Genomic DNA, 20,964 nt, shown 5'->3' with positions numbered 1-20,964 from the left:
CATGAGCGTAAGTGATTTTATGACAAAAAGTTTAGTCGTTGCTCAACCAGAAATGAAAATTTTTGACGCAGTAGACTTGATGAAAAAAAACAATATCCATCGTTTACCAGTTGTCAAAGGAGATCAAGTTATTGGTTTGATTACAGAAGGAACGATTCAATCAGCAATGCCATCGAAAGCGACAAGTTTAAGTGTTTATGAAGTGAATTACCTATTAAACAAGACAACAGTAGCAGACATAATGGTAAAAGATGTTCGGACAATCAAGCCAGAAGCCTCTTTGGAAGATGGGATTTTCCAAATGCGCCAAAATAACATTGGAGTGTTGCCTGTTGTTAATTCAAATCAGAACTTGGTTGGAATTATAACCAATAATGATATTTTCGATGCATTTTTAAAAATCACTGGCTACAATGATGGCGGTACTAGAGTTCAATTACGTATTCCAGAAGATCATAAAGGGATTTTAGCAGATATTACTAAATTATTAGCGGATAATGATTTTAGCATTTTAACTGTTGTCGTAAACCGTAAAGAGCTAGAAACGATTATTGAGTTACAGATAGAAAGTCGAGAAACCCAACAAATTGAGAAAATCTTGAAACAAGCTGAATATGATGTTTTTGAAGCAATATTTATCTCGAAAAAAATATAAATAGTTGATAATGACAAGAATATGAAGAGATATTTTTCTGAAAACAGTTTGACTATTATAGAAGCATATGATAATTTTATATAGTAAAGCATAAGTCTTTTGTGTCAGGAAAGAATATTAAAGTGTCCAAACTCCTTTAATATTCTTTCAGTATGTCCTCTAAACAATAGGGGTTGTTGTAGGTATAATTTTTACAGACATTCTGTAATTGATTATAAATATTTAAGATAGGAGGAATGAAAATGAAAAAAGTTATCGGATTTATTATTGCTGTTGTAGCAGTGTTGAGTTTTGCAACGCCAGTTTCAGCTGATGGAGCTATTTCAGCGACTGAGCAGTCTGTACTTAACGAATTGAATGCTGGTGTTACTATCGGTGGTAAAAAATTCAATTTTGCTGCTGCTGAGACAAATGCAGCTTCTAATCACTTAAAGCGTGTTGATTTAACACAAGCTCAAGCGGATGAAGCAGTTAAAAACATTCAAGCAGCTCGCACTTTAGTTGAAGGTGTATCTGTTAATGCATCAGGCGCTAATTCACTTGGAGATGCGCTTAGACTATTGCCAGCTAACGTAATTTCTCAATTACAAAATTATGTTATTGCTGCTGGAAATGCTGTAGGTGTGAAAATTACTTTTGGAGCTGGTGGAACCTACTCTGCAGTGACAATCACTGATACTACAGGTGCACCTGTATACAAAACTGGAACACCAGTTAAAAATACAGGATCAAATTACGCGTTAAGCGGTATTACTTTTGGCTCATTGATCGTAGCTGCAGCAGGTGCAGTATTTATGAGCAGAAAGAATAAATTAGCATAATATGAAACAATTAAAAAGAGTAGGGGCATTTATTTACGTGCCTCTTCTCTTTATGTTTTTTGGTTATCTCATTATTTACATAATTGGTGCACCTGTCATTAACTTCGCTTCTTCAGCAGTTGAATTGATCTCACTAAATGATGCTCCTTCGTTTGATCAAAAAGGAACGAATCTTTTTGAAAAAAGAAATGAAAAAAAGGAGCAAACATTATCAGGCAAAAAGTCAACTGAAGCAGTTGCAACTGGGATGGAAGTGTCTGAAAAAGGAGAGTTATCTTCTTCAAATATGGTCTATCCAGTAGGAGGAGATCAGTTTGGTGAGGTAATAATCGATAAAGTCGGAATTAATGAACCATTATATTACGGAGATAGCGAAGACATTTTGCGTTTAGGCGCAGGACAATACATCGGTAGTATGATTCCAGGAGATCTTGGAACAACGTTGATCGGCGGGCATAATTTGCCCTCATTTGGGAAAATATATTACTTAGAACCTGGAGACGAAGTAAATATTCAGACGCATTACGGTGATTATACGTATCGAGTAACAGAAGTGAAAGTTGCTGATTATAAAGATCCAGAGGTCAATACAAAATTAGGCGACCAATCAAAAAGGTCACTGATCCTTTATACTTGTTATCCATTAGATGCGATTGGTTTAACACCAGAACGTGTTTTTGTTTCAGCAGACTATGTATCTGGACCAATCATCGATGAAAAGTCATAAAGGAGGAAAAACAGTCAGATGAAAAATCACGGTCATTTAATGAAAGTCATCTCTCGATTTTTTATTGCTTTTTTATCTTCTGTATTTTTATTCGCATTTTTGATTTTATTGACATTCAGACTTACTCTATTCAGTGAAAATTATATTGCAAAACAAGCAGCCAAAGCAGATTATTATTCAGAGTTAACGGATGAAATCAATCGTCAAATCGAAAATAGCGCTTTGGGAAGTAATATTCCAGAAGGTGTTTTGAATCAATCAATTAAGAAAGAATTAGTAAAGACGGATGTAAATGCATATTTTAAAGCAATGTACAATACAGGGACAAAATATTCGATTTCTGATGAAAAAAAGATCCACGATACTGTCTCTAAAGCAATTACAGCTTATATGACGGAAAAGAACATTCCGATAACGCCAGAATCTGAGCAAGCTGTAGTAGGACTTTCGGATAAGGCTGTAACAATCTACAAAGGTTATACTGAATTGCCGTTTTTAGTTTCCTATGGAAGAAAAGTTATGAATTATCAATCAAAATTAGTCATTTTTATGGTTATTTGTGGAGTTTTATGGGCGCTATTAAGCTTCTCTCTCTATTCTTCATTAAGAGGCTATTTCCATCGTTTATTAAGATACTGGTCTTATATTTGGGTGGGCAGTGGATTGATGATGGTTGTTGTTCCTACAATAATTTTAATACAAGGTTTTTTAAAAAGATTAAGTATTCAATCGAAAGCAATGTATGATTTTATTCAAACCTATCTATCGAGTTTTTTGTGGTTGTTTATTATTATTGGGTTGGTTTCTATTGCAGCAGGAATTATTTGCGGCGTATATAGCGAGATCAAGAGAAAACAACTATTTAGTGCTTAAATGATAAAAAATCTAAGGATTCAAAATAGAAATATATTAATTCTTGTTAAAATAAACGAAAGTGGCACAAAGCATATCAAGTTTTGTCCACTTTCTTTTTTTTACGTAACGTGATACCATAGATGTTTGGAGGGATGACGATGTCAAAGAAAAATAAAGATATAGAAGTAAAAATAGAAGAAGCAGAAAAAAAAGTAAATGGTGAAACAATCACTGTAAGTACCTTAACGATCGGCAAAAAAGAAATCGGTCAAGTCTTAGCACAAGATACAAAAAAATTTGCTATAGTGATCGATGGACGCAATGAAGCCACTGTGAAAACGCTGGATGAAGCAATTGAATACATCATTCGTCAGTGGAATTTAAACGATTAAAATAAATAACAATTTTTTTCCGGAAAAGACTTGCATTTTAGTCGAAAGTTTTGTATTATAACTAAGTCAGGTTTTTTACTAAAACCTTTTGGAGGAATAGCGAAGTGGCTAAACGCGACGGACTGTAAATCCGTTCCTTAGGGTTCAGTGGTTCGAATCCACTTTCCTCCATTTTAACCTATTGGGGTATAGCCAAGCGGTAAGGCAACAGGTTTTGATCCTGTCATGCGTTGGTTCGAATCCAGCTACCCCAGTTTTTTTGATTAGAACAACTCTGATGGAGTTGTTTTTTTTTGACTAAAAAATGGATAGTAACTTTTGTTCTCTTTTTTGGAAATATGTGATAAAGTGAATGAAAAAGCATGAGGAGTGAATCGAATGAATATCAAAGAGAAAATAACTGAAACAGCTGAAAAAGTTTACGACATAGCACGTGAAGGGAAGTATGATGTTAAAGTAAATCTTTTTTCAAAAAAGAAAAATGGGGCCAAAGCCAAAGGAATTCAAGTAGTATCTGCTAGAGATACAGCTCATACAAAAAAATGGCGTGCGAAAAACCATTAAATTTTTTAATGAATAAAGTATAGTCTGAAAGAACATCGTTTTTTAGAGACCCCCAAAAGTTAGGTTCATCTAACTTTTGGGGGTCGGCTCATTTTTTTGGTTTCAGATTATTTCATTTTAAAAAAGTATTACTTGTCTATTTCAAGCCCTAAAACAGTTAAGTGACCATTTCCAACTAGTTTAATAACAAGTCTGGCTAAATGGTTAGGAGACATGTCAGTGTCACTTGTGATCCACCAATGAAGGGTACCGATAAATATGGAGGTCATATATTCGATGATAAAATCAATTGGCACTTCAATATCATTTTCTGTGATTTTTAGCTTGGAAAAGATATCAGCGTACTTTTCATAAATAATATCTGCTAACTTCTTTCTTAATAACTCATTTGAACTGCCATCCATAATTGTCATGAAGAAATTTCTGTTTTTTTGGATATTAATGTAGATGTTTGTCAGTAGGAATTCAATTTGTTTGACTTTGATCCGATTGCTGACAATAATCTGCTCTGCATCAATAACGGATGTAAAGGCATTGATTGCAAAATCAAAAATTTGTTCATAAAGATCTTGCTTGTCTTTGAAATGAGCATAAAAGGTTGCTCGATTAATCATTGCCTCATCCGCAATATCTTGAATCGTTATATCATCATACCCTTTTTCCTCCACTAAATGAAAAAATGCTTCGATAATCATCTTGCGTGTTCTCATTACCCGAAGATCTGTTTTCTTTGACATAAAAAATTCCTTTCGAAATAATCAACAGTTCTTGAAAGTTTGTTGCTTATCTCACAAAATTGGGTGTTTTGCCTGTTGCAATTAAATTAGAATCTTTCTAAAATATACATAAGTATTATATCAGACACCCTGTAGGATAATCAACAAAGTGTTGTGAAATAAAAGGATATGAAAATTAAGGAGATCAAACTTATGACATTAAGAGCAGGAATAGACGTTGGTTCGACAACTGTGAAATTAGTAATTATTGACGAAAAAAATTGTACAAAATTTGCCAAATACGAAAGACATTATTCGGATGTGAAAGCAGCAACCGAAAAAATTTTAAATGAAGCGATGGTTGAATTAGGGGAAGAAACGCCCATTACAATGACGATCACAGGTTCAGGTGGTATGGGACTGGCAGATGTTCTGAATATTTCTTTTGTTCAAGAAGTGATCGCCTGTACAAAAACAGTAGAAGAAATTATTCCCGAGACAGATGTAGCTATTGAACTTGGTGGTGAAGATGCAAAGATTACCTTTTTTGAAGGTGCGTTAGAACAACGAATGAATGGCAGTTGTGCGGGAGGAACAGGTGCATTTATCGATCAAATGGCGGTTTTGTTAAAAACAGATGCGAATGGTGTTAATGAACTAGCTAAAAACTATCAAACAATTTATCCGATAGCATCTAGATGTGGTGTTTTCGCTAAGACGGATGTTCAGCCTCTAATTAACGAAGGGGCAGCTAAAGAGGATATTTCAGCAAGTATTTTTCAAGCGGTAGTAAACCAAACAATCGCAGGACTTGCCGCAGGACGGAAAATTAAAGGAAAAATTGCTTTTTTAGGTGGACCGCTTTTCTTCATGTCTGAACTTAGAAAACGGTTCATTGAAACTTTAGATGTGAAACCAGAAGACGTAATTTTTCCAGAAAACCCACAACTTTTTGTAGCAATGGGTGCTGCGATTTATTCTGAAGGCGCAAATCTAACGACGTTAACTGAATTGATTCACCGCTTGACCAAAGGAGATCAAGAACAATTAAAACCAACGGATACGTTAGAGCCGTTGTTTCAAAATGAATCAGAACTAAAAGAATTTAGAGAACGTCATAATCAAGCAAAGGCGCAAGAAAAACCGTTATCTGAACATCGAGGTGTAGCTTTCTTAGGAATCGATGCTGGTTCCACGACAACGAAAGTTACTTTGATTGACGAAGAAGGAAATCTACTATTTTCATTTTACGGAAACAATCAAGGGCAACCTTTAGAGACAACCATGAGCGTCTTAAAAGATTTATATCATCAATTACCCAAAGAGGTATTTATTGGGAAAGCTGCTGTTACAGGATATGGAGAGCACTTGATCAAAAATGCGCTGAAAGTTGATATCGGTGAAGTTGAAACTATGGCTCATTACAAAGCGGCGAATCATTTTCAGCCAGGGGTTGATTTCATTTTAGATATCGGCGGGCAAGATATGAAGGCAATGACGATTAAAGATGGCGTATTATCTTCCATTCAATTGAATGAAGCTTGTTCTTCTGGTTGCGGTTCGTTTATTGAAACGTTTGCAAAATCATTGAACTTTGATGTTAAAAACTTTGCTCTAGAAGCGTTAAATTCTAAAGCACCCGTTGATCTAGGTTCGCGTTGTACAGTATTTATGAATTCAAAAGTAAAACAAGTCCAAAAAGAAGGTGCTTCAGTTGGGGATATTTCAGCTGGATTGTCGTACTCGGTAATTAAAAATGCAATTTATAAAGTAATCAAAGTTCGTCGTCCAGAAGAATTAGGTGAAAAAATTGTTTGCCAAGGTGGAACGTTTTATAATGAAGCTGTTTTAAGAGCTTTTGAAACTATTAGTGAAAGAGAAGTTGTTCGTCCGTCTATCGCCGGTTTGATGGGGGCTTATGGAGCTGCCTTGATTGCGCTAGAAAATTATGAATTAGGGGAAGAAACAACAACACTTGGACTCGAAGAATTGGATACTTTTACAGCAGATAAAGAATTCACTCACTGTGGTCTTTGCGAAAACAATTGTATGATGACAGTGACGATTTTTTCTGATGGTCGTCAATTTGTTACAGGAAATCGTTGTGAACGTGGTGCTAGAATCAAAGTGAAAAAAGAAGATCGCAAAGTTAATTTAGTCGATTATAAATACCGAAAACTATTTAAATATCGTCCATTGAAAGAAAAAGATGCTATATATGGCAGAATTGGAATTCCACGTGTTTTAAACATGTACGAAAATTATCCGCTGTGGCATACATTTTTCACTGATTTAGGTTTTAGAGTAGAATTATCACCTCGCTCGAATAAAGAACTATATGAAAAAGGTATGGAGACGATACCGAGTGATACAGCGTGTTACCCAGCGAAAATTTCGCATGGTCATATTCAAGCATTAATTGATTCAAAAGTACCGATGATTTTTTATCCTGGAGTCGTTTTTGAGCGACAAGAATCGGCTGAGGCGGATAATCATTTTAATTGTCCAATTGTACAAAGTTATCCAGATGTTATTCGCAATAATGTAGATGATATCCGTGATGGAAATGTGGATTATCGCAATCCTTATATCAATTTAGCCAATGAAGCATCTGTAGCGAAAGTATTAAGTGAAACATTTGCGGATCTCGGTATCTCAGCAGGACAGGTTACTCAAGCTTTGCGTCATGGCTATGAAGAATTGGATGCCTTTAAAGAAGATGTTCGCAATAAAGGGGAAGAAACCTTGGTGATGTTGAATCAAAAAGGCGAAAAAGGCATTGTCTTATCTGGACGACCTTACCATTTAGATCCTGAAATTAATCATGGTATCGCTGATGTAATTACGCAAGAAGGCTTCCATGTATTGACAGAAGATTGTATTTCTCATTTAAGTGATGTTGGCAACTTACGTGTGGTCAATCAATGGGTGTATCATTCACGTTTATATGCGGCAGCACGTGTTGTAGCAAAATCTAAAAATCTTGAGCTCGTTCAACTAAATTCATTTGGTTGTGGCTTAGATGCAGTCACGACCGATCAAGTAGAAGAAATCATGGATCAGTATGGAAAAATTTATACAGTCTTGAAAATCGATGAAGGATCAAATTTAGGGGCAATTCGCATTCGTTTACGTTCCTTGAAAGCAGCAGTCGGTGAGCGAGAAAAAATGAATTTTGAGCCAAAACTGCAACACGAAGAGCCAGAAAAAATTGTTTTTACTAAGGAAATGAAAAAGACGCATACGCTACTATTACCAATGCTTAGTCCAATCCATCAATCCGGATTAGTTGATGTCGCTTTAAAAGCTTCTGGCTATAACGTGGTTTGTTTACCAGCAGATGATCGTGAAGCGGTAAATGTTGGCTTGAAGTACGTGAACAATGATTCCTGTTATCCAGCAATTATCTCCATCGGACAATTAGTTGAAGCACTTGAAAGTGGAGAATATGATTTAGATCACGTGAGTGTCATGATGACGCAAACAGGTGGTGGTTGTCGTGCAACGAACTACATTCCTTTACTTAGAAAGGCTTTGAACGATGCAGGATTTCCACAAGTTCCAGTGGTTTCGGTTTCGATGGGAAATAAAGGGGTAGAGTCTAATCCTGGTTTCAAGTTTACATTACCGATGTTGAAACGAGTTGCTGTAGCCTTTTTATATGGAGATTTGTTCGAACGGGTTGTCTATCGAACACGACCGTATGAAACCGAAGTTGGTATGATTGATGCACTACATGCAAAATGGTTGAAACAAATTGAAAAAAATGTTCGCAATGGCTCACTGAGCTTATTTAATCGAAATATGAAAAAAATTATCAAAGAATTTGATGGAATTCCACTAAATGAAGTGAAGAAACCAAAAGTTGGTATCGTTGGCGAAATATTGGTGAAATACTCTCCAACTGCGAATAACGATATCGTTCGATTGTTAGAAGCTGAAGGAGCGGAAGCAGTTGTGCCAGATATTATCGGCTTTATGAATTATTCTCTCTATAATCAAATTTGGAAATATGACAATATGGGTATGTCTAAAAAAAGTAAAAATTTAGCTCAATTTGCTATTCGGATTATTGAATATGTTGAAAAACCAATGGATAAGGCATTAAGAAACTCTAAACGTTTTGAAGGTCTGAGCTCTATTCATGAATTGGCAGAGGACGCTGGGAAAATTCTTTCAATCGGTAACCATACGGGTGAAGGATGGTTCTTAACAGGAGAAATGATTGAGTTACTAAAAGCAGATGTAAATAATATTGTGTGTATGCAACCATTTGGCTGTTTACCAAACCATGTTGTGGGTAAAGGTGTAACGAAAGAGTTGCGTCGCCAATATCCTAAAGCTAACATTGCGCCAATTGATTATGATCCAGGTGTATCACTAGTGAATCAGTTGAATCGTATTCGCTTGATGATGGCAACAGCTAATAAAATGTTGGACGAAGAAAAAATTCGCTCTTAAAGATAAGAGGTTGAAGTAAAAGCCCTAGTTTCGAAAAATAAGAGAGATGATTTTACTATTTATTTGGATTTAGAGTGAGGTTGTGAGAGAAGAGTTATGTTTCAGCCTCACTCATTTTTTGCAAATAGCTTTGAATTTTACCTGAAGTGTACCAAAGTGAATGTATAAACGTTTCCTTTCTTATATTTTGGAACTTTTGGTTGTTTATGAGGTATATACCAGTTATAATGGAGGGGAATAAAAAGGAGGAAATAAGATGGTGTCAAGTTTGCCAGTTTATATTCAAATTCACGATAAAATAAAAGAAGACATTGAGCATGGTGTTTGGAAGATTGGAGACAGGCTTCCATCAGAACGTGAGCTTTCAACCCAGTTTAATGTTAGTCGAATGACGCTAAGACAAGCGATTCAAACACTTGCTGATGAGGGGATTTTGGAACGGAAAATTGGTTCTGGAACTTACGTTGCTCGTAAAAAAGTCCAAGAAAAAATGACGGGAACAACTAGTTTTACGGATATTATGCTTTCTCAAAATCGAGTTCCGTCTAGTCGTACCGTGTCTTATTATGTAGCTAAACCAAGTTCTAGCGAGATGGAAAAGCTAAATTTGAAAGAAAATGAACAAATCGTACGAATGGAGCGAATCCGGTTTGCCGATGATGTCCCAATATGTTTTGAAATTGCGAGTATCCCTTACTCATTAGTGGATCAATATAGCAAAATGGAAATTACAAACTCTTTTTATAAAACCTTGGAAGAAAAAGGTGGCAACAAAATTGGTCATGCGAATCAAACGATCTCAGCTATGCTAGCCTCAGAACAAATTGCAGAGTATTTAAAAATAAAACGTGGAGACGCTATTTTGCGTTTACGCCAAATTTCTTATTTTGAAAATGGGGAACCGTTTGAATATGTAAGAACACAATATGTAGGAAACCGTTTTGAATTTTATTTAGAAAAATAAATGAAAAAAATGAACGTGACAGGAACATAACTCGTGTGCCTATCATGTTCATTTTCTTTTTTATTTTGTTAAATCGATTTTTTTATTAATCCAATAAATTAAGATACCACCAACTGACATAGATAACAGTTCACCAATGGCAACTGTCAGCCAGGTATAGAAAAACGGCAGATCGTAAAAATAAGTCAATTGTCCTGCTACAGTAAACATAGATAATGAACAAAGAATCGCTGTTAAACTCATTTTGCTGATCGGATTTCTCACCCTTTTTGTTACATGGTAAGATAATAGTAAAACGACAAACGTCGATAAACTACCTACAACGATATCTACTAAGCCTAATGGTGAAGCAACATTCGAAATGGCTACACCTAAGGTTACGGCTATGATGTAACGTTTGTTGAAGAGTGGCAAGTAGTTAAACAACTCTGAAAATCTGAGTTGAACAGCGCCAAAACTAAAAGGTGTCAAAAATATAGTGATGACAACATAGAGTGCCGTAATCAAAGCCATTTTTGTCAAAGCAATGACAGACCAAGCGTTAGTCTGCGAATTTAGATTATTCATGTGTATTCTCCTTTATAAAACAGATGCTCTGTTTTAGTAATAACTATGACCAAAGGAAGTGACAGAGAAAATACCGCCAGCTGAAGTGTCATAGTGTTGAAGCTAGATAAAGTGTATTGCTTCACTGAGTTTGATAGTATCGAAAATATACTCGCTTGTAAAGTAGATTTTCACCAGCGAAGCTTTTATTTTTCCAACCAACCGCCATCGATTGTCATAACTGTTCCATGAATGTAGTCTGCTTGTTCACTTGCTAAAAAAAGACTTAGAGAAGCAACTTCCTCAGGTTTTGCCCAGCGTCCAGCGGGAGTTTCATTGGCGACCCACTCAGCCATTTTTCCATCACCAACAAAATCTGCAGCATTCATAGGCGTTTGAATCGCACCAGGTGCAATTGCATTTGCTCGGATACCGTGTTTTATATAGTCATAATCTAATTGTTTAGTATAACCTATGATTGCATGTTTTGAAGCCGTATAAGCAGCTCCACCGCCTCCAGCAACCATGCCGGCAATAGAAGCCATGTTGACGATCACGCCATGCTTTTGCGCTAACATTTGTGGTAAAATTTGATTAGTTACTAAAAAAGTTCCTTTCAAATTTACAGATAAAACACGATCCCACATGGCTTCGGTTGTTTCCAAAGCGGGTGTATAATTATCTAAAATACCAGCAGTATTTAATAAAATTTGGATCGGACCGAACGATTGGGTTGCTTTTTCAACAGCTGTGGCAATATGATCTGTTTTTGTGATATCACCCGTAAAAGTCATAAATTTTCCGGTAGACTTTTTTGTTTTTTCCCACGTTCGACTCAAACCTCTTTCATCTAAATCCATTCCCAATACATTGGCGCCTTGTTTTGTAAAAGCAATTGCTTGAGACTGTCCTATACCAGAAGCGGCTCCAGTTACAAAAATCGTTTTTCCTTGATATTCATCGAAATGCATAGTTGTCCTCTTTTCTTTATATATGAAAAGAAAGGCTAGCCCGACTTATTTAAGTGTTCTAGCTTCTTATCGATTTTTTAATCAACATCGACGATTTTCCAGTCTTTCGCCAAAACATCACAAGGTGTGGGGGAAAACATACTATATCCTTCGTCAGATGTTTTAATTAAAAAATAAGGGGTCACTTGGAGAAAAGTTCCATCTGAGGTGCCGATTTCATCTCTAAGCTCAATATATAATTCAAAACCACCCCAGCCCTTTCTTACAGCTTTAGCACCATTTTTTATATGAGGTAATACTTCTTCAAATGTCATCTTTTTGCTCCTTTTTTGTGATAGGTAGTTCATGATAAGAACAGCTGCCTTTTTCAAATGTCACTTGTCCACTTAATAACTCAATGATTTCTGCTATAAATTGCTCAGATTTTCCTTCATCGACAAGGCAAACAACGTCAACATGTTCTCCGTAAATCGTGTCTTTCAAGGTATAAGGATTGTTGACCATAAAATTTTGAACACTCCCTAAATTGGGGTAATTGATAGTTAAACGAATTTCTCGCTGTAATTTCCCTTCTACTAAGCCAATAGTGGTCAATGCCTGAGAAACTGCGTGGCTGTAAGCTCGAATCAAGCCGCCAGCACCTAATTTAGTCCCGCCGAAATAGCGTGTGACAATAGCTGCAACATTAATTAATTCTTGTTTTTTCAGGACTTCCAGCATAGGAATACCAGCTGTTCCACTCGGTTCACCATCGTCACTACTACGCTGAATATCACTTTTTTCACCGATCACAAAGGCACTGCAATTATGACTGGCTTTCCAATGCTCTTTTTTCTTTTCCGCAATAAATTCTTTTGCTTCATCCTCCGAGTAAACTCGTTTAAGAGAACAGATAAAACGCGATTTTTTTATTTCGATTTCATGTTCTCCATCCAAACGAATGGTAAAATAATTATCAAGCATCTGCTCAGTCCTTTACTACGTAATACTTTAAGTATAAAAAAAATAAGAGGGATAAGCAACTGTTCTATTAAAATAGATAAGAGACCTTCATTTGCTTCTTTAAAATTATATGAGATAATAGCTTAAATGAGGAAAAAATTATAAAAAGTTCGTTCATTTTAAATGAGGATATACTAGAGATGAAGGAGTGAATGATTTGGTAAAAGAGCGTCAAAAGAAATACGAGAGCGTTACTCATTATTTAACAACCAATGGCGGTTCACAAGTAACTTTAACGTTTACTCAATTTGACGAGTTACTTTTTCCACACTCAGGACTTCCAAAAACGGCACGCACAGATATTGATTGGTGGGCCAATGATCATAAGTATCCTGAAAAAGGAGCCTATGGTTGGCTTAATGCTGGGTACCAAGTTGCACAAGTCAACATAAAAAAAGAGTATGTTGTTTTTAATAAACTACTTAAATCGAATTGGCTTTTCTAAATAATTAACGCCAGATCACTCAAAAGTGGGAAGCGTTGACAAACGTTAGTTTTTTACTATACTATGGATAAAGAGAATATAAAATATGTTATGTTATCATCGAAAAAGGGAGATGGCTATTATGGCTAAAAAAACAATTATGCTTGTATGTTCTGCTGGGATGAGTACAAGCTTATTAGTAACAAAAATGCAAAAAGCAGCTGATGCAAAAGGTTTGGATACAGATATTTTTGCAGTCTCTGCTTCAGATGCAGATAACAATTTAGAAAGTAAATCTGTAGATGTGTTATTATTAGGTCCTCAAGTTCGTTTTATGAAAAGTGATTTTGAGAAACGTCTAGAACCTAAAGGAATTCCTCTAGAAGTAATTAACATGGCAGATTACGGCATGATGAATGGAGAAAAAGTGTTACAGCAAGCATTGAATTTGATTGGAAATGACTAAAAGAGAAGAGCCCGAAACAAAAACTAATTTTTAGTTTTTGTTTCGGGCTCTAAATTCGAATAAATAGCGAGCAAAAAGCAGCTATTACGGGGGACGAAAATTTGAAGAACTTTTTTCGTGACCCCCTTTTTAAGTTCTCGAGGCTAAACGCTTTGTCTCAGCTTTTTTGGTTTCGTAAAAAGAAAAAAATTCAGAAAATATTGAAAAATCTTTTTGGTTTGGTAAAATTTAAGAAAAAGGGAAACATTAGGGAGAAAGATAGAATGAAAAAAAGAATGTTGTTTGTAGCACTAATTTTTGGAATGTGTGTCATTTCAGGATTTATAGCTGGGTATATCAAGCGAAATTATGCTGGAACAGTATATCAAGCGCTAAAATTCGCTGGCATTGACACTGAACAAATCATTTATCAGCGTGAAGAAAAAGAGCATATCGATTTATTCTTTGTTGAGGATGACGAACTTACACTTAGGGTTGTCAAAGTAAGAGAGAAAAATGGTCGTAAGAATTATAACATTACGCAAACAAGGAAGATTGAACATTTATTTTCTGATGAAGAATCACTGATAAGTGATAGCGAATCAATAAAAAATCAGTTGGAGATGCTGTCCTCGATGGAAGATATCCCTTTTTCAGAAGAAAAAGAGAGTCACAAATCTTTTGGGAAACGTCTTTTTTTTATTGGTACTACGCAAAATGAAGATAGTAAGAATTTAAGCATTAATGGCCAAAAACCCACTGATGTATTTACGTATAATTATAAGGGTGTTGTAAATTATGTATATTACTATGAGGAATTAGAACTAGATCATAAAGAAATCAAAGTAAGGATGTGAGAGAAAAATGCTAGAAAATCAGAAAACGGTTGAAGATTATGTCAAAGAAGTCAAACGATTAAGACGCTACTTACTTCTAGTGAGTGGTATTGGTCTTGTGTTGTTTATTCCATTGATGACAGCAACTATGTTAAATTACAATTCCGGATTCCTATGCTTATTTATGTTATTTTTATTATTATTGATTATTGCAGTAAAGATAAGAAAAAAATTTTTACATATACGTACTATTTTAACGATGGACTGTGATTATCAAAAATATGTTGAAATAAATCTACAATTACTAAATAGACCGTTTCACAATAAAACGAGTATTAATAACTATCGAAAGTATTTCCAGTCACTAGCAGATTATTATGCTGGAAACTTAGTAGAAATGAAAGAAAACTTAGAGGCAATTAATTTTGAGAATGGAACACTGGATATAAAACTTCAATACTATAATTTACTGGGAAATTACTATAAAGAAAGTAACAATCTAGAAGGGCTAAAAACTACGATCGATGACATTCGAACCTTAAAAAATCAAAAGAGGTTTCCGCGCCGCTATCTGATGTTTTATGATTCTGTTGATACTATTTTTAATCGTCATTATTTTATTTTAACAAATGATAAAAATGCTCTAACGAAATTATTTGACTTTCTTGCCACTGAAAAAGAGACGCTGAAGAAAGTCGGACTTCATTTTGAAATAGGAAAACTTTACTTGAAATCAGGGACTTTCGATCAGGCAACTACTCATTTTAATTATGTTATAGAACACGGTGGGAAAACGTATTATACAGTTTATGCTCAGAAAATGATCCAGCAAATGAACGAAGAGGAATGGACGAATTTCTAATTCAATATGAACTCAACTGCTCTGCTAGAAAGTAGATCAGTTGAGTTTTTTAGGCTCTCCAATTAACTGCATAATTTTTAACAAAAATAAAAAATGCTGACCAGAAAATGCGTAGTTTAATAAATGGAGGGGAAAAATGCAAGAATTATGGGGAAGAAAAGTTTTAAAAAGAGAAGTTATGGATATTGAAAAAATCGAGAAACATAGTCAACAATTATCGACGATGCAAGATGTGAATGAAAAAGCAATCCAATGTTTACGCTGTGGTCAAATTCAAAATAAGCAGGCAGTTCAATTAGTCAATGGGCATTATTTTTGTCCAGAGTGTATTCAATTAGGTAGAGTAGACACTAGTCAGAAATTTTATCATTTACCTGAACCAAAGCCAGTAAAAAGAACGATTTATTTTGCTTGGGAAGGGGAACTGACTGAAGGACAGCAAATAGTATCAAATGAGTTGTTATCATCAGTGAAGAACGGTGAATCTAGAATGATTTGGGCGGTTACTGGTGCTGGAAAGACAGAGATGCTCTTTAAAACGATTCATTACGCTTTAGAACATGGGTATCGAGTAGGCGTTGCTTCACCTAGGGTAGATGTTTGTTTAGAGCTTTTTCCTAGAATACAAGCAGTTTTTCCAGATGAGCCAGCGATCCTTCTTCATGGAACGATGGAAGAACGTTATCGTTATACTAAACTGCTAGTATGCACAACACATCAGTTATTACGTTTTTTTCAAGCTTTTGATGTGTTGATTATCGATGAAGTAGATGCTTTCCCTTTTGTAGATAATCCTATCCTGCAATACGGTGTAAACCAGGCAATTAAGAAAAATGGTTCCCTTGTTTACCTTACTGCCACACCAACCAAAGAGTTAGCCAAAAAAACAGCTCAAAATGAATTGAAAACAAGTATTTTACCAGCTCGCTATCATCGAAGAGTCTTGCCCGTACCTAAAATGAAATGGTGTCATCGATGGCATGAGAAGATCAAGAAAGGAGATAGTCCTAAAGTATTAGTAACTAAAATTCGAACCCTCGTGATAAAAAATGATGTATTAATTTTTTGCCCCAGTATTTCTTTGATGGAGCAATTGCAAGAAGCTATTGAAAAAAAATTTCCAGAAGTACCCTTAGCTTGCGTTCATTCACAAGATCCAGAACGATTAGAAAAGGTATTGAAAATGAGGAATAAGGCATATCGAATTCTTATAACTTCTACTATATTAGAAAGAGGTGTAACGTTTGATGGTATTTCGGTCATTGTTTTAGGTGCAAATCATAACGTTTTTGCAACATCTGCTCTTGTTCAAATTGCTGGTAGAGTTGATCGAAGAATGGAATATACTGCAGGAGAAGTCTGGTTTTTGCATGACGGGTGCACAAAAGCTATGAAAGAAGCGATTCAGCAGATTAAAAAAATGAATAGCTTAGGTTTAGAGAGGGGACTCATAGATGAAATGTAACTATTGTAGTCAAATGATTATTAGAAATTTAACGATAAAAGAAATTTTTATACCTAAAAAAATAGTATCCGAACAATTGTGCTCACAGTGTGCCGAGGAATTCCGATTACTCGAAAAAAAAGACAGCTGTCATGGATGCCAACGTCAGTCAACCAGTGATTATTGCAACGATTGCATGAAATGGCGACGACGATACCCAAAGTATAATTTTCATCATGAAGCCCTTTTTTCCTATAATAAAGCAATGCAAGAATGGTTTGAAGAATATAAATTTAAAGGGAACTATAGACTTAGATATAGTTTTGCAGCATTTTTACAGACATACTTTAAACAAAAAAAGAATTTCTTAGTGATTCCGATGCCGATTTCGATTGAACGAATGAAGGTCAGAGGTTTCAATCAAGTAGAAGAATTATTGAAGGCGGCGAATATTCCATATCAGCCTTATCTAGTTCGTTTTGAAGATGGAATATCCCAAGTGCAAAAAAGAAGAGCAGACCGAATGCATTTAAAGCAACCCTTCAAATTGACGGAAGAAGGGCACGAAAATATCTCGAATAAAGATATTCTTCTAGTTGATGATATCTACACGACAGGGCGGACGATGTTTCATGCAGCGCAAATTATTTTAGAAAATCACCCAGCAAAGCTGTATACGTTTTCTATCGCAAGGTAGCAGAATAATTAAAATAGAAAAACGACCGCAATTTTGTTGGCAAAAGCAGTATAATTCGTTATAATAGAATTAAGAAGAAGGATAACAGAGTGGTCCTTTTATTCCTTCTTTAGTGACAGATGAAAGGGGTAATCGTTATGTTTAGATATAATGTGCGTGGAGAAAATATCGAAGTTACTGAAGCTATTCGAGACTATGTAGAGAAAAAAGTTGGTAAGCTAGAACGTTATTTCAGTGATTCACCTGAAGCAACAGTTCATGTAAACTTAAAAGTTTATACTGAAAAAACAGCAAAAGTCGAGGTTACCATTCCTTTACCTTATTTAGTATTACGTGCTGAAGAAACATCACCTGATTTATATGCAAGTGTTGATTTAGTTGTAGATAAATTAGAACGACAAATTCGTAAATTTAAAACAAAAATTAATCGTAAATCTCGTGAAACAGGGATGAATACTGCTAAAGCAGCTATTTTCTTAAACGGTGAAGAAACACCAGATGAAACGCCAGAATTAGACATTGTTCGTACAAAACGTCTTTCATTAAAACCAATGGATAGTGAAGAAGCTGTTTTACAAATGAATATGTTAGGACATAACTTTTTTATCTTTGAAGATTCTGAAACAAATGGAACTAGTATTGTTTACCGTCGTAAAGATGGTAAATATGGTTTGATCGAAACAGATTAATTGAATGGGTTTGATAATGTACCTTGATTTTAACAAGAAAAAAGCTAGAAATATCTAGTTGCTTCATGCTTAATAGATATTTTTAGAAAAATTGTTTTCAGGGACAGTTACTTTCGGATATTCGATTTTTAAGAGACTGAAGCAGGACGGCACACGTTTTGCCGAAGTCTCTTTTCCTTGTTTTAAGCATATATACATAAAAAATGGCATAATATATTGTTAATATTAAGAGAAGTTATTTCTTTTCTTGCCAAGTAGTGATAAAATGGAAAGGATGATTGTGCATTTAGTGCAAAAATAAATAGAGTTTATTGAAAGGAACACTTAAAAACATGGCTAATTTTTTAAAAAAGATAATTGAGAATGATAAAAAGGAACTAAAACGCTTGGATGGCATTGCCAACCAAGTAGAATCTCATGCTTCAGCGATTGCTGAATTAAGCGATGAAGAATTAAAAGCAAAGACAGACGAGTTTAAAGCTCGTTACCAAAAAGGTGAAACACTAGATCAATTATTACCAGAAGCATTTGCGGTTGTCCGTGAAGCGGCTAAACGAGTTTTAGGACTATTTCCGTATCACGTTCAGTTAATGGGGGGAATTGTCTTACATGATGGGAACATCCCTGAAATGAGAACGGGTGAAGGGAAAACATTGACTGCTACAATGCCAGTTTATTTAAATGCATTAACTGGTGAAGGGGTTCACGTAGTAACGGTCAACGAATATTTAGCAACTCGAGATTCAGATGAGATGGGTGAATTGTATAATTTCTTAGGATTAACAGTAGGTCTGAATATTAACTCAAAAACATCAGAAGAAAAACGTGATGCATATAATTGCGATATTACTTACAGTACAAATAACGAATTAGGATTTGATTATTTACGTGATAATATGGTTGTTTACCGTAACCAAATGGTACAGCGTCCATTAAATTATGCGATTGTGGATGAGGTTGACTCAATTCTTATTGATGAAGCTCGTACACCGTTGATTATTTCTGGACAAGCTGAGAAATCAACAGCGCTTTATACACGTACAGATAATTTTGTTAAACGCCTAAAAGAAGAAGAAGATTACAAAATCGATGTTCAATCTAAAACAATTAGTTTAACAGAAGCAGGTATCGAAAAAGCAGAAGAAAATTTTGGATTAGAAAATCTTTATGACATTGAAAATACAGCGTTAACGCATCACATGGATCAAGCTTTGCGTGCGAACTTTATCATGCTTCGTGATATTGACTACGTTGTTCAAGATGGCAAAGTCTTGATCGTTGACCAATTTACTGGTCGTATCATGGATGGGCGCCGTTACTCAGATGGTTTACACCAAGCAATCGAAGCCAAAGAAGGCGTAGAGATCGAAGACGAAACAAAAACAATGGCTACAATCACATTCCAGAATTATTTCCGTATGTACAAAAAATTATCTGGGATGACTGGTACTGCTAAAACAGAAGAAGAAGAATTCCGTGAAATCTATAATATTCAAGTCTTCCAAATTCCTACAAACCGTCCAATCATTCGTGATGACCGTGCTGATTTACTTTATCCAACACTACAAAGTAAATTTAAAGCAGTGGTTCAAGATATTAAAGAGCGTTACCATAACGGTCAACCAGTCTTAGTTGGTACAGTTGCTGTTGAAACTTCTGAGTTATTATCAGAGTTATTAAATAATGAAAAAGTACCGCATGAAGTATTGAATGCAAAAAATCACTTTAAAGAAGCCGAAATTATCATGAATGCTGGTCAAAAAGGTGCGGTTACGATTGCGACCAATATGGCTGGTCGTGGTACAGATATCAAGCTTGGTCTTGGTGTTATTGAACTAGGTGGTTTAGCAGTGATTGGTACTGAACGTCATGAGTCTCGTCGTATTGATAATCAATTACGTGGGCGTGCTGGTCGTCAAGGAGATCCTGGGGTTTCTCAATTCTATCTATCACTTGAAGATGACTTAATGAAACGTTTTGGTTCAGAACGAATCAAAGCATTCTTAGATCGTATGAACATTGAAGAATCAGATGCTGTGATCCAAAGTAAAATGTTAAGTAAACAAGTAGAATCAGCTCAGAAACGTGTTGAGGGGAATAACTATGACACACGTAAAAATGTCCTACAATATGATGATGTAATGCGTGAGCAACGAGAAGTTATTTACGCCCAACGTCAAGAAGTCATTATGGAAGATGCAGAGCTAACAGACACTTTACTAAATATGGTGAAACGTACGATCAGTCGTATTGTAGATAGCCATACACAACTAGAAAAAGAAAATTGGAACCTTGATGGTATCGTCGATTTTGCATCTTCAACATTAGTGCATGAAGATTCTATTTCTAAAGCAGATCTAGAAGGCAAATCGCCAGAAAAAATCAAAGAATATTTAGTAAATCGTGCTAAAGAAGTCTATGATGTCAAAGTAGAACATTTAAACGGTCCAGAACAAATCTTGGAATTTCAAAAAGTTGTTATTTTGCGTGTTGTTGATACAAAATGGACAGATCATATTGATGCAATGGATCAACTACGCCAATCAGTTGGCTTACGTGCTTACGGACAAAATAATCCATTAGTTGAATATCAAACAGAAGGCTACAATATGTTTGAAGAAATGGTTGGAGCAATCGAATACGAAGTCACTCGTCTATTTATGAAATCAGAAATTCGTCAAAATGTTCAACGTGAACAAGTAGCACAAGGGGAAGCAGTTCATCCAACAGATGAAGAAGAGCCTCAAAGTAACACAAGTGCTAAAAAGAAACCGATCCAGGTTGATGAAAAAATAGGCCGTAATGATCCTTGTCCATGTGGCAGTGGTAAGAAATACAAAAATTGTCACGGTAAAGGTCTTTAAAAATTAATGAAGGTGAGGCATTCGCCTCG

At 35.3% G+C, this 20,964-nt stretch carries 21 protein-coding genes and 2 tRNA genes; 18 read left to right on the top strand and 5 right to left on the bottom strand.

The genetic code is table 11. The features are described 5' to 3' along the window. Position 1: 1 nt before the first annotated feature. From AC4BBR_RS11585 to AC4BBR_RS11550, 8 genes are all read left to right on the top strand, one after another. Entirely contained in the window at positions 2-655 is a 654-nt protein-coding gene (locus AC4BBR_RS11585; RefSeq protein ID WP_490459687.1) for a CBS domain-containing protein, read from the top strand. Positions 656-897: 242 nt separating this feature from the next. Beyond that, positions 898-1,476, top strand: coding sequence for a hypothetical protein (locus tag AC4BBR_RS11580; RefSeq protein ID WP_490459686.1), 579 nt, complete (start codon positions 898-900; stop codon positions 1,474-1,476). 1 nt (position 1,477) lies between these two features. Then, positions 1,478-2,203: a class D sortase gene (locus tag AC4BBR_RS11575; RefSeq protein ID WP_490459685.1), complete on the top strand. Its 726-nt coding sequence runs from the start codon at positions 1,478-1,480 to the stop codon at positions 2,201-2,203. An 18-nt stretch (positions 2,204-2,221) separates the two neighbouring features. Continuing rightward, a complete protein-coding gene (locus AC4BBR_RS11570) occupies positions 2,222-3,076 on the top strand; it encodes a hypothetical protein (protein WP_490459684.1) in 855 nt (284 codons plus the stop codon). A 140-nt stretch (positions 3,077-3,216) separates the two neighbouring features. Next, entirely contained in the window at positions 3,217-3,450 is a 234-nt protein-coding gene (locus AC4BBR_RS11565; protein ID WP_490459683.1) for a DUF2969 domain-containing protein, read from the top strand. A 90-nt stretch (positions 3,451-3,540) separates the two neighbouring features. Then, positions 3,541-3,621 (top strand) — tRNA-Tyr (locus AC4BBR_RS11560). 11 nt (positions 3,622-3,632) lie between these two features. After that, positions 3,633-3,704 (top strand) — tRNA-Gln (locus tag AC4BBR_RS11555). Positions 3,705-3,828: 124 nt separating this feature from the next. Beyond that, complete coding sequence (locus AC4BBR_RS11550; RefSeq protein WP_490459682.1) at positions 3,829-4,014, top strand: hypothetical protein; 186 nt, start codon at positions 3,829-3,831, stop codon at positions 4,012-4,014. 128 nt (positions 4,015-4,142) lie between these two features. Here AC4BBR_RS11550 and AC4BBR_RS11545 read toward each other — a convergent pair whose 3' ends face one another. Then, on the bottom strand, positions 4,143-4,751 hold the full coding sequence (locus AC4BBR_RS11545) for a TetR/AcrR family transcriptional regulator (RefSeq protein WP_490459681.1): 609 nt from the start codon (positions 4,749-4,751) through the stop codon (positions 4,143-4,145). A 192-nt stretch (positions 4,752-4,943) separates the two neighbouring features. Here AC4BBR_RS11545 and AC4BBR_RS11540 point away from each other — a divergent pair, with 192 nt between their 5' ends. Both AC4BBR_RS11540 and AC4BBR_RS11535 read left to right on the top strand, forming a co-directional pair. Further along, positions 4,944-9,191 (top strand): acyl-CoA dehydratase activase-related protein, encoded by a 4,248-nt coding sequence (locus AC4BBR_RS11540; RefSeq protein ID WP_490459680.1) that lies wholly within the window; start codon positions 4,944-4,946, stop codon positions 9,189-9,191. 256 nt (positions 9,192-9,447) lie between these two features. Further along, positions 9,448-10,155 (top strand): GntR family transcriptional regulator, encoded by a 708-nt coding sequence (locus AC4BBR_RS11535; protein ID WP_490459679.1) that lies wholly within the window; start codon positions 9,448-9,450, stop codon positions 10,153-10,155. A gap of 60 nt (positions 10,156-10,215) precedes the next feature. Here the strand turns inward: AC4BBR_RS11535 and AC4BBR_RS11530 are convergent, their stop codons facing one another. The 4 genes from AC4BBR_RS11530 to AC4BBR_RS11515 form a co-directional block, all read right to left on the bottom strand. Further along, a complete protein-coding gene (locus AC4BBR_RS11530; protein ID WP_490459678.1) occupies positions 10,216-10,722 on the bottom strand; it encodes a QueT transporter family protein in 507 nt (168 codons plus the stop codon). 185 nt (positions 10,723-10,907) lie between these two features. After that, complete coding sequence (locus AC4BBR_RS11525; protein ID WP_490459677.1) at positions 10,908-11,672, bottom strand: 3-oxoacyl-ACP reductase; 765 nt, start codon at positions 11,670-11,672, stop codon at positions 10,908-10,910. Positions 11,673-11,749: 77 nt separating this feature from the next. Further along, the gene (locus tag AC4BBR_RS11520; RefSeq protein WP_490459676.1) at positions 11,750-11,986 is read right to left on the bottom strand and encodes a DUF2829 domain-containing protein; all 237 of its coding nucleotides are present in this window, start codon (positions 11,984-11,986) and stop codon (positions 11,750-11,752) included. Beyond that, positions 11,976-12,635 (bottom strand): YigZ family protein, encoded by a 660-nt coding sequence (locus tag AC4BBR_RS11515; protein WP_490459675.1) that lies wholly within the window; start codon positions 12,633-12,635, stop codon positions 11,976-11,978. Before AC4BBR_RS11515 ends, AC4BBR_RS11520 begins: the two co-directional genes overlap by 11 nt. 196 nt (positions 12,636-12,831) lie before the next feature. On the opposite strand from AC4BBR_RS11515, the gene AC4BBR_RS11510 reads away from it, so the two are divergent. The 8 genes from AC4BBR_RS11510 to secA all read left to right on the top strand — a co-directional run bounded on the left by AC4BBR_RS11510 (position 12,832) and on the right by secA (position 20,935). Next, a complete protein-coding gene (locus AC4BBR_RS11510) occupies positions 12,832-13,119 on the top strand; it encodes a DUF7662 domain-containing protein (RefSeq protein WP_490459674.1) in 288 nt (95 codons plus the stop codon). A gap of 121 nt (positions 13,120-13,240) precedes the next feature. Continuing rightward, positions 13,241-13,564, top strand: a complete 324-nt coding sequence (locus tag AC4BBR_RS11505) for a PTS sugar transporter subunit IIB (RefSeq protein ID WP_490459673.1) — start codon at positions 13,241-13,243, stop codon at positions 13,562-13,564. A gap of 263 nt (positions 13,565-13,827) precedes the next feature. Next, positions 13,828-14,400, top strand: coding sequence for a hypothetical protein (locus tag AC4BBR_RS11500; protein WP_490459672.1), 573 nt, complete (start codon positions 13,828-13,830; stop codon positions 14,398-14,400). Between the two features lie 7 nt (positions 14,401-14,407). Beyond that, the gene (locus AC4BBR_RS11495) at positions 14,408-15,241 is read left to right on the top strand and encodes a hypothetical protein (RefSeq protein ID WP_490459671.1); all 834 of its coding nucleotides are present in this window, start codon (positions 14,408-14,410) and stop codon (positions 15,239-15,241) included. 136 nt (positions 15,242-15,377) lie between these two features. After that, positions 15,378-16,706, top strand: coding sequence for an ATP-dependent helicase ComFA (locus tag AC4BBR_RS11490; protein WP_490459670.1), 1,329 nt, complete (start codon positions 15,378-15,380; stop codon positions 16,704-16,706). After that, positions 16,696-17,382 carry a ComF family protein gene (locus tag AC4BBR_RS11485; RefSeq protein ID WP_490459669.1) on the top strand — a complete coding sequence of 229 codons (687 nt, stop codon included), beginning with the start codon at positions 16,696-16,698 and terminating at the stop codon, positions 17,380-17,382. Before AC4BBR_RS11490 ends, AC4BBR_RS11485 begins: the two co-directional genes overlap by 11 nt. Before the next feature lie 137 nt (positions 17,383-17,519). Further along, the gene (gene hpf, locus AC4BBR_RS11480; RefSeq protein WP_010760772.1) at positions 17,520-18,071 is read left to right on the top strand and encodes a ribosome hibernation-promoting factor, HPF/YfiA family; all 552 of its coding nucleotides are present in this window, start codon (positions 17,520-17,522) and stop codon (positions 18,069-18,071) included. A gap of 332 nt (positions 18,072-18,403) precedes the next feature. After that, positions 18,404-20,935, top strand: coding sequence for a preprotein translocase subunit SecA (secA, locus tag AC4BBR_RS11475; protein ID WP_490459668.1), 2,532 nt, complete (start codon positions 18,404-18,406; stop codon positions 20,933-20,935). Positions 20,936-20,964 lie beyond the last annotated feature (29 nt).

Source organism: Enterococcus sp. AMC1251 (assembly GCF_058216535.1).
This window is presented reverse-complemented; position numbering and strand designations above follow the sequence as displayed.

What these genes read in the sequence shown, in the direction of transcription:
- AC4BBR_RS11575 (WP_490459685.1), top strand. Translation starts at nt 1,478, where the DNA reads ATGAAACAATTAAAAAGAGTAGGGGCATTTATTTACGTGCCTCTTCTC.
- AC4BBR_RS11545 (WP_490459681.1), bottom strand. Translation starts at nt 4,751, where the DNA reads ATGTCAAAGAAAACAGATCTTCGGGTAATGAGAACACGCAAGATGATT.
- AC4BBR_RS11585 (WP_490459687.1), top strand. Translation starts at nt 2, where the DNA reads ATGAGCGTAAGTGATTTTATGACAAAAAGTTTAGTCGTTGCTCAACCA.
- AC4BBR_RS11520 (WP_490459676.1), bottom strand. Translation starts at nt 11,986, where the DNA reads ATGACATTTGAAGAAGTATTACCTCATATAAAAAATGGTGCTAAAGCT.
- AC4BBR_RS11500 (WP_490459672.1), top strand. Translation starts at nt 13,828, where the DNA reads ATGAAAAAAAGAATGTTGTTTGTAGCACTAATTTTTGGAATGTGTGTC.
- AC4BBR_RS11495 (WP_490459671.1), top strand. Translation starts at nt 14,408, where the DNA reads ATGCTAGAAAATCAGAAAACGGTTGAAGATTATGTCAAAGAAGTCAAA.
- AC4BBR_RS11485 (WP_490459669.1), top strand. Translation starts at nt 16,696, where the DNA reads ATGAAATGTAACTATTGTAGTCAAATGATTATTAGAAATTTAACGATA.
- AC4BBR_RS11570 (WP_490459684.1), top strand. Translation starts at nt 2,222, where the DNA reads ATGAAAAATCACGGTCATTTAATGAAAGTCATCTCTCGATTTTTTATT.
- AC4BBR_RS11525 (WP_490459677.1), bottom strand. Translation starts at nt 11,672, where the DNA reads ATGCATTTCGATGAATATCAAGGAAAAACGATTTTTGTAACTGGAGCC.
- secA (WP_490459668.1), top strand. Translation starts at nt 18,404, where the DNA reads ATGGCTAATTTTTTAAAAAAGATAATTGAGAATGATAAAAAGGAACTA.
- AC4BBR_RS11550 (WP_490459682.1), top strand. Translation starts at nt 3,829, where the DNA reads ATGAATATCAAAGAGAAAATAACTGAAACAGCTGAAAAAGTTTACGAC.
- AC4BBR_RS11530 (WP_490459678.1), bottom strand. Translation starts at nt 10,722, where the DNA reads ATGAATAATCTAAATTCGCAGACTAACGCTTGGTCTGTCATTGCTTTG.
- AC4BBR_RS11535 (WP_490459679.1), top strand. Translation starts at nt 9,448, where the DNA reads ATGGTGTCAAGTTTGCCAGTTTATATTCAAATTCACGATAAAATAAAA.
- AC4BBR_RS11540 (WP_490459680.1), top strand. Translation starts at nt 4,944, where the DNA reads ATGACATTAAGAGCAGGAATAGACGTTGGTTCGACAACTGTGAAATTA.
- AC4BBR_RS11515 (WP_490459675.1), bottom strand. Translation starts at nt 12,635, where the DNA reads ATGCTTGATAATTATTTTACCATTCGTTTGGATGGAGAACATGAAATC.
- AC4BBR_RS11505 (WP_490459673.1), top strand. Translation starts at nt 13,241, where the DNA reads ATGGCTAAAAAAACAATTATGCTTGTATGTTCTGCTGGGATGAGTACA.
- hpf (WP_010760772.1), top strand. Translation starts at nt 17,520, where the DNA reads ATGTTTAGATATAATGTGCGTGGAGAAAATATCGAAGTTACTGAAGCT.
- AC4BBR_RS11565 (WP_490459683.1), top strand. Translation starts at nt 3,217, where the DNA reads ATGTCAAAGAAAAATAAAGATATAGAAGTAAAAATAGAAGAAGCAGAA.
- AC4BBR_RS11490 (WP_490459670.1), top strand. Translation starts at nt 15,378, where the DNA reads ATGCAAGAATTATGGGGAAGAAAAGTTTTAAAAAGAGAAGTTATGGAT.
- AC4BBR_RS11580 (WP_490459686.1), top strand. Translation starts at nt 898, where the DNA reads ATGAAAAAAGTTATCGGATTTATTATTGCTGTTGTAGCAGTGTTGAGT.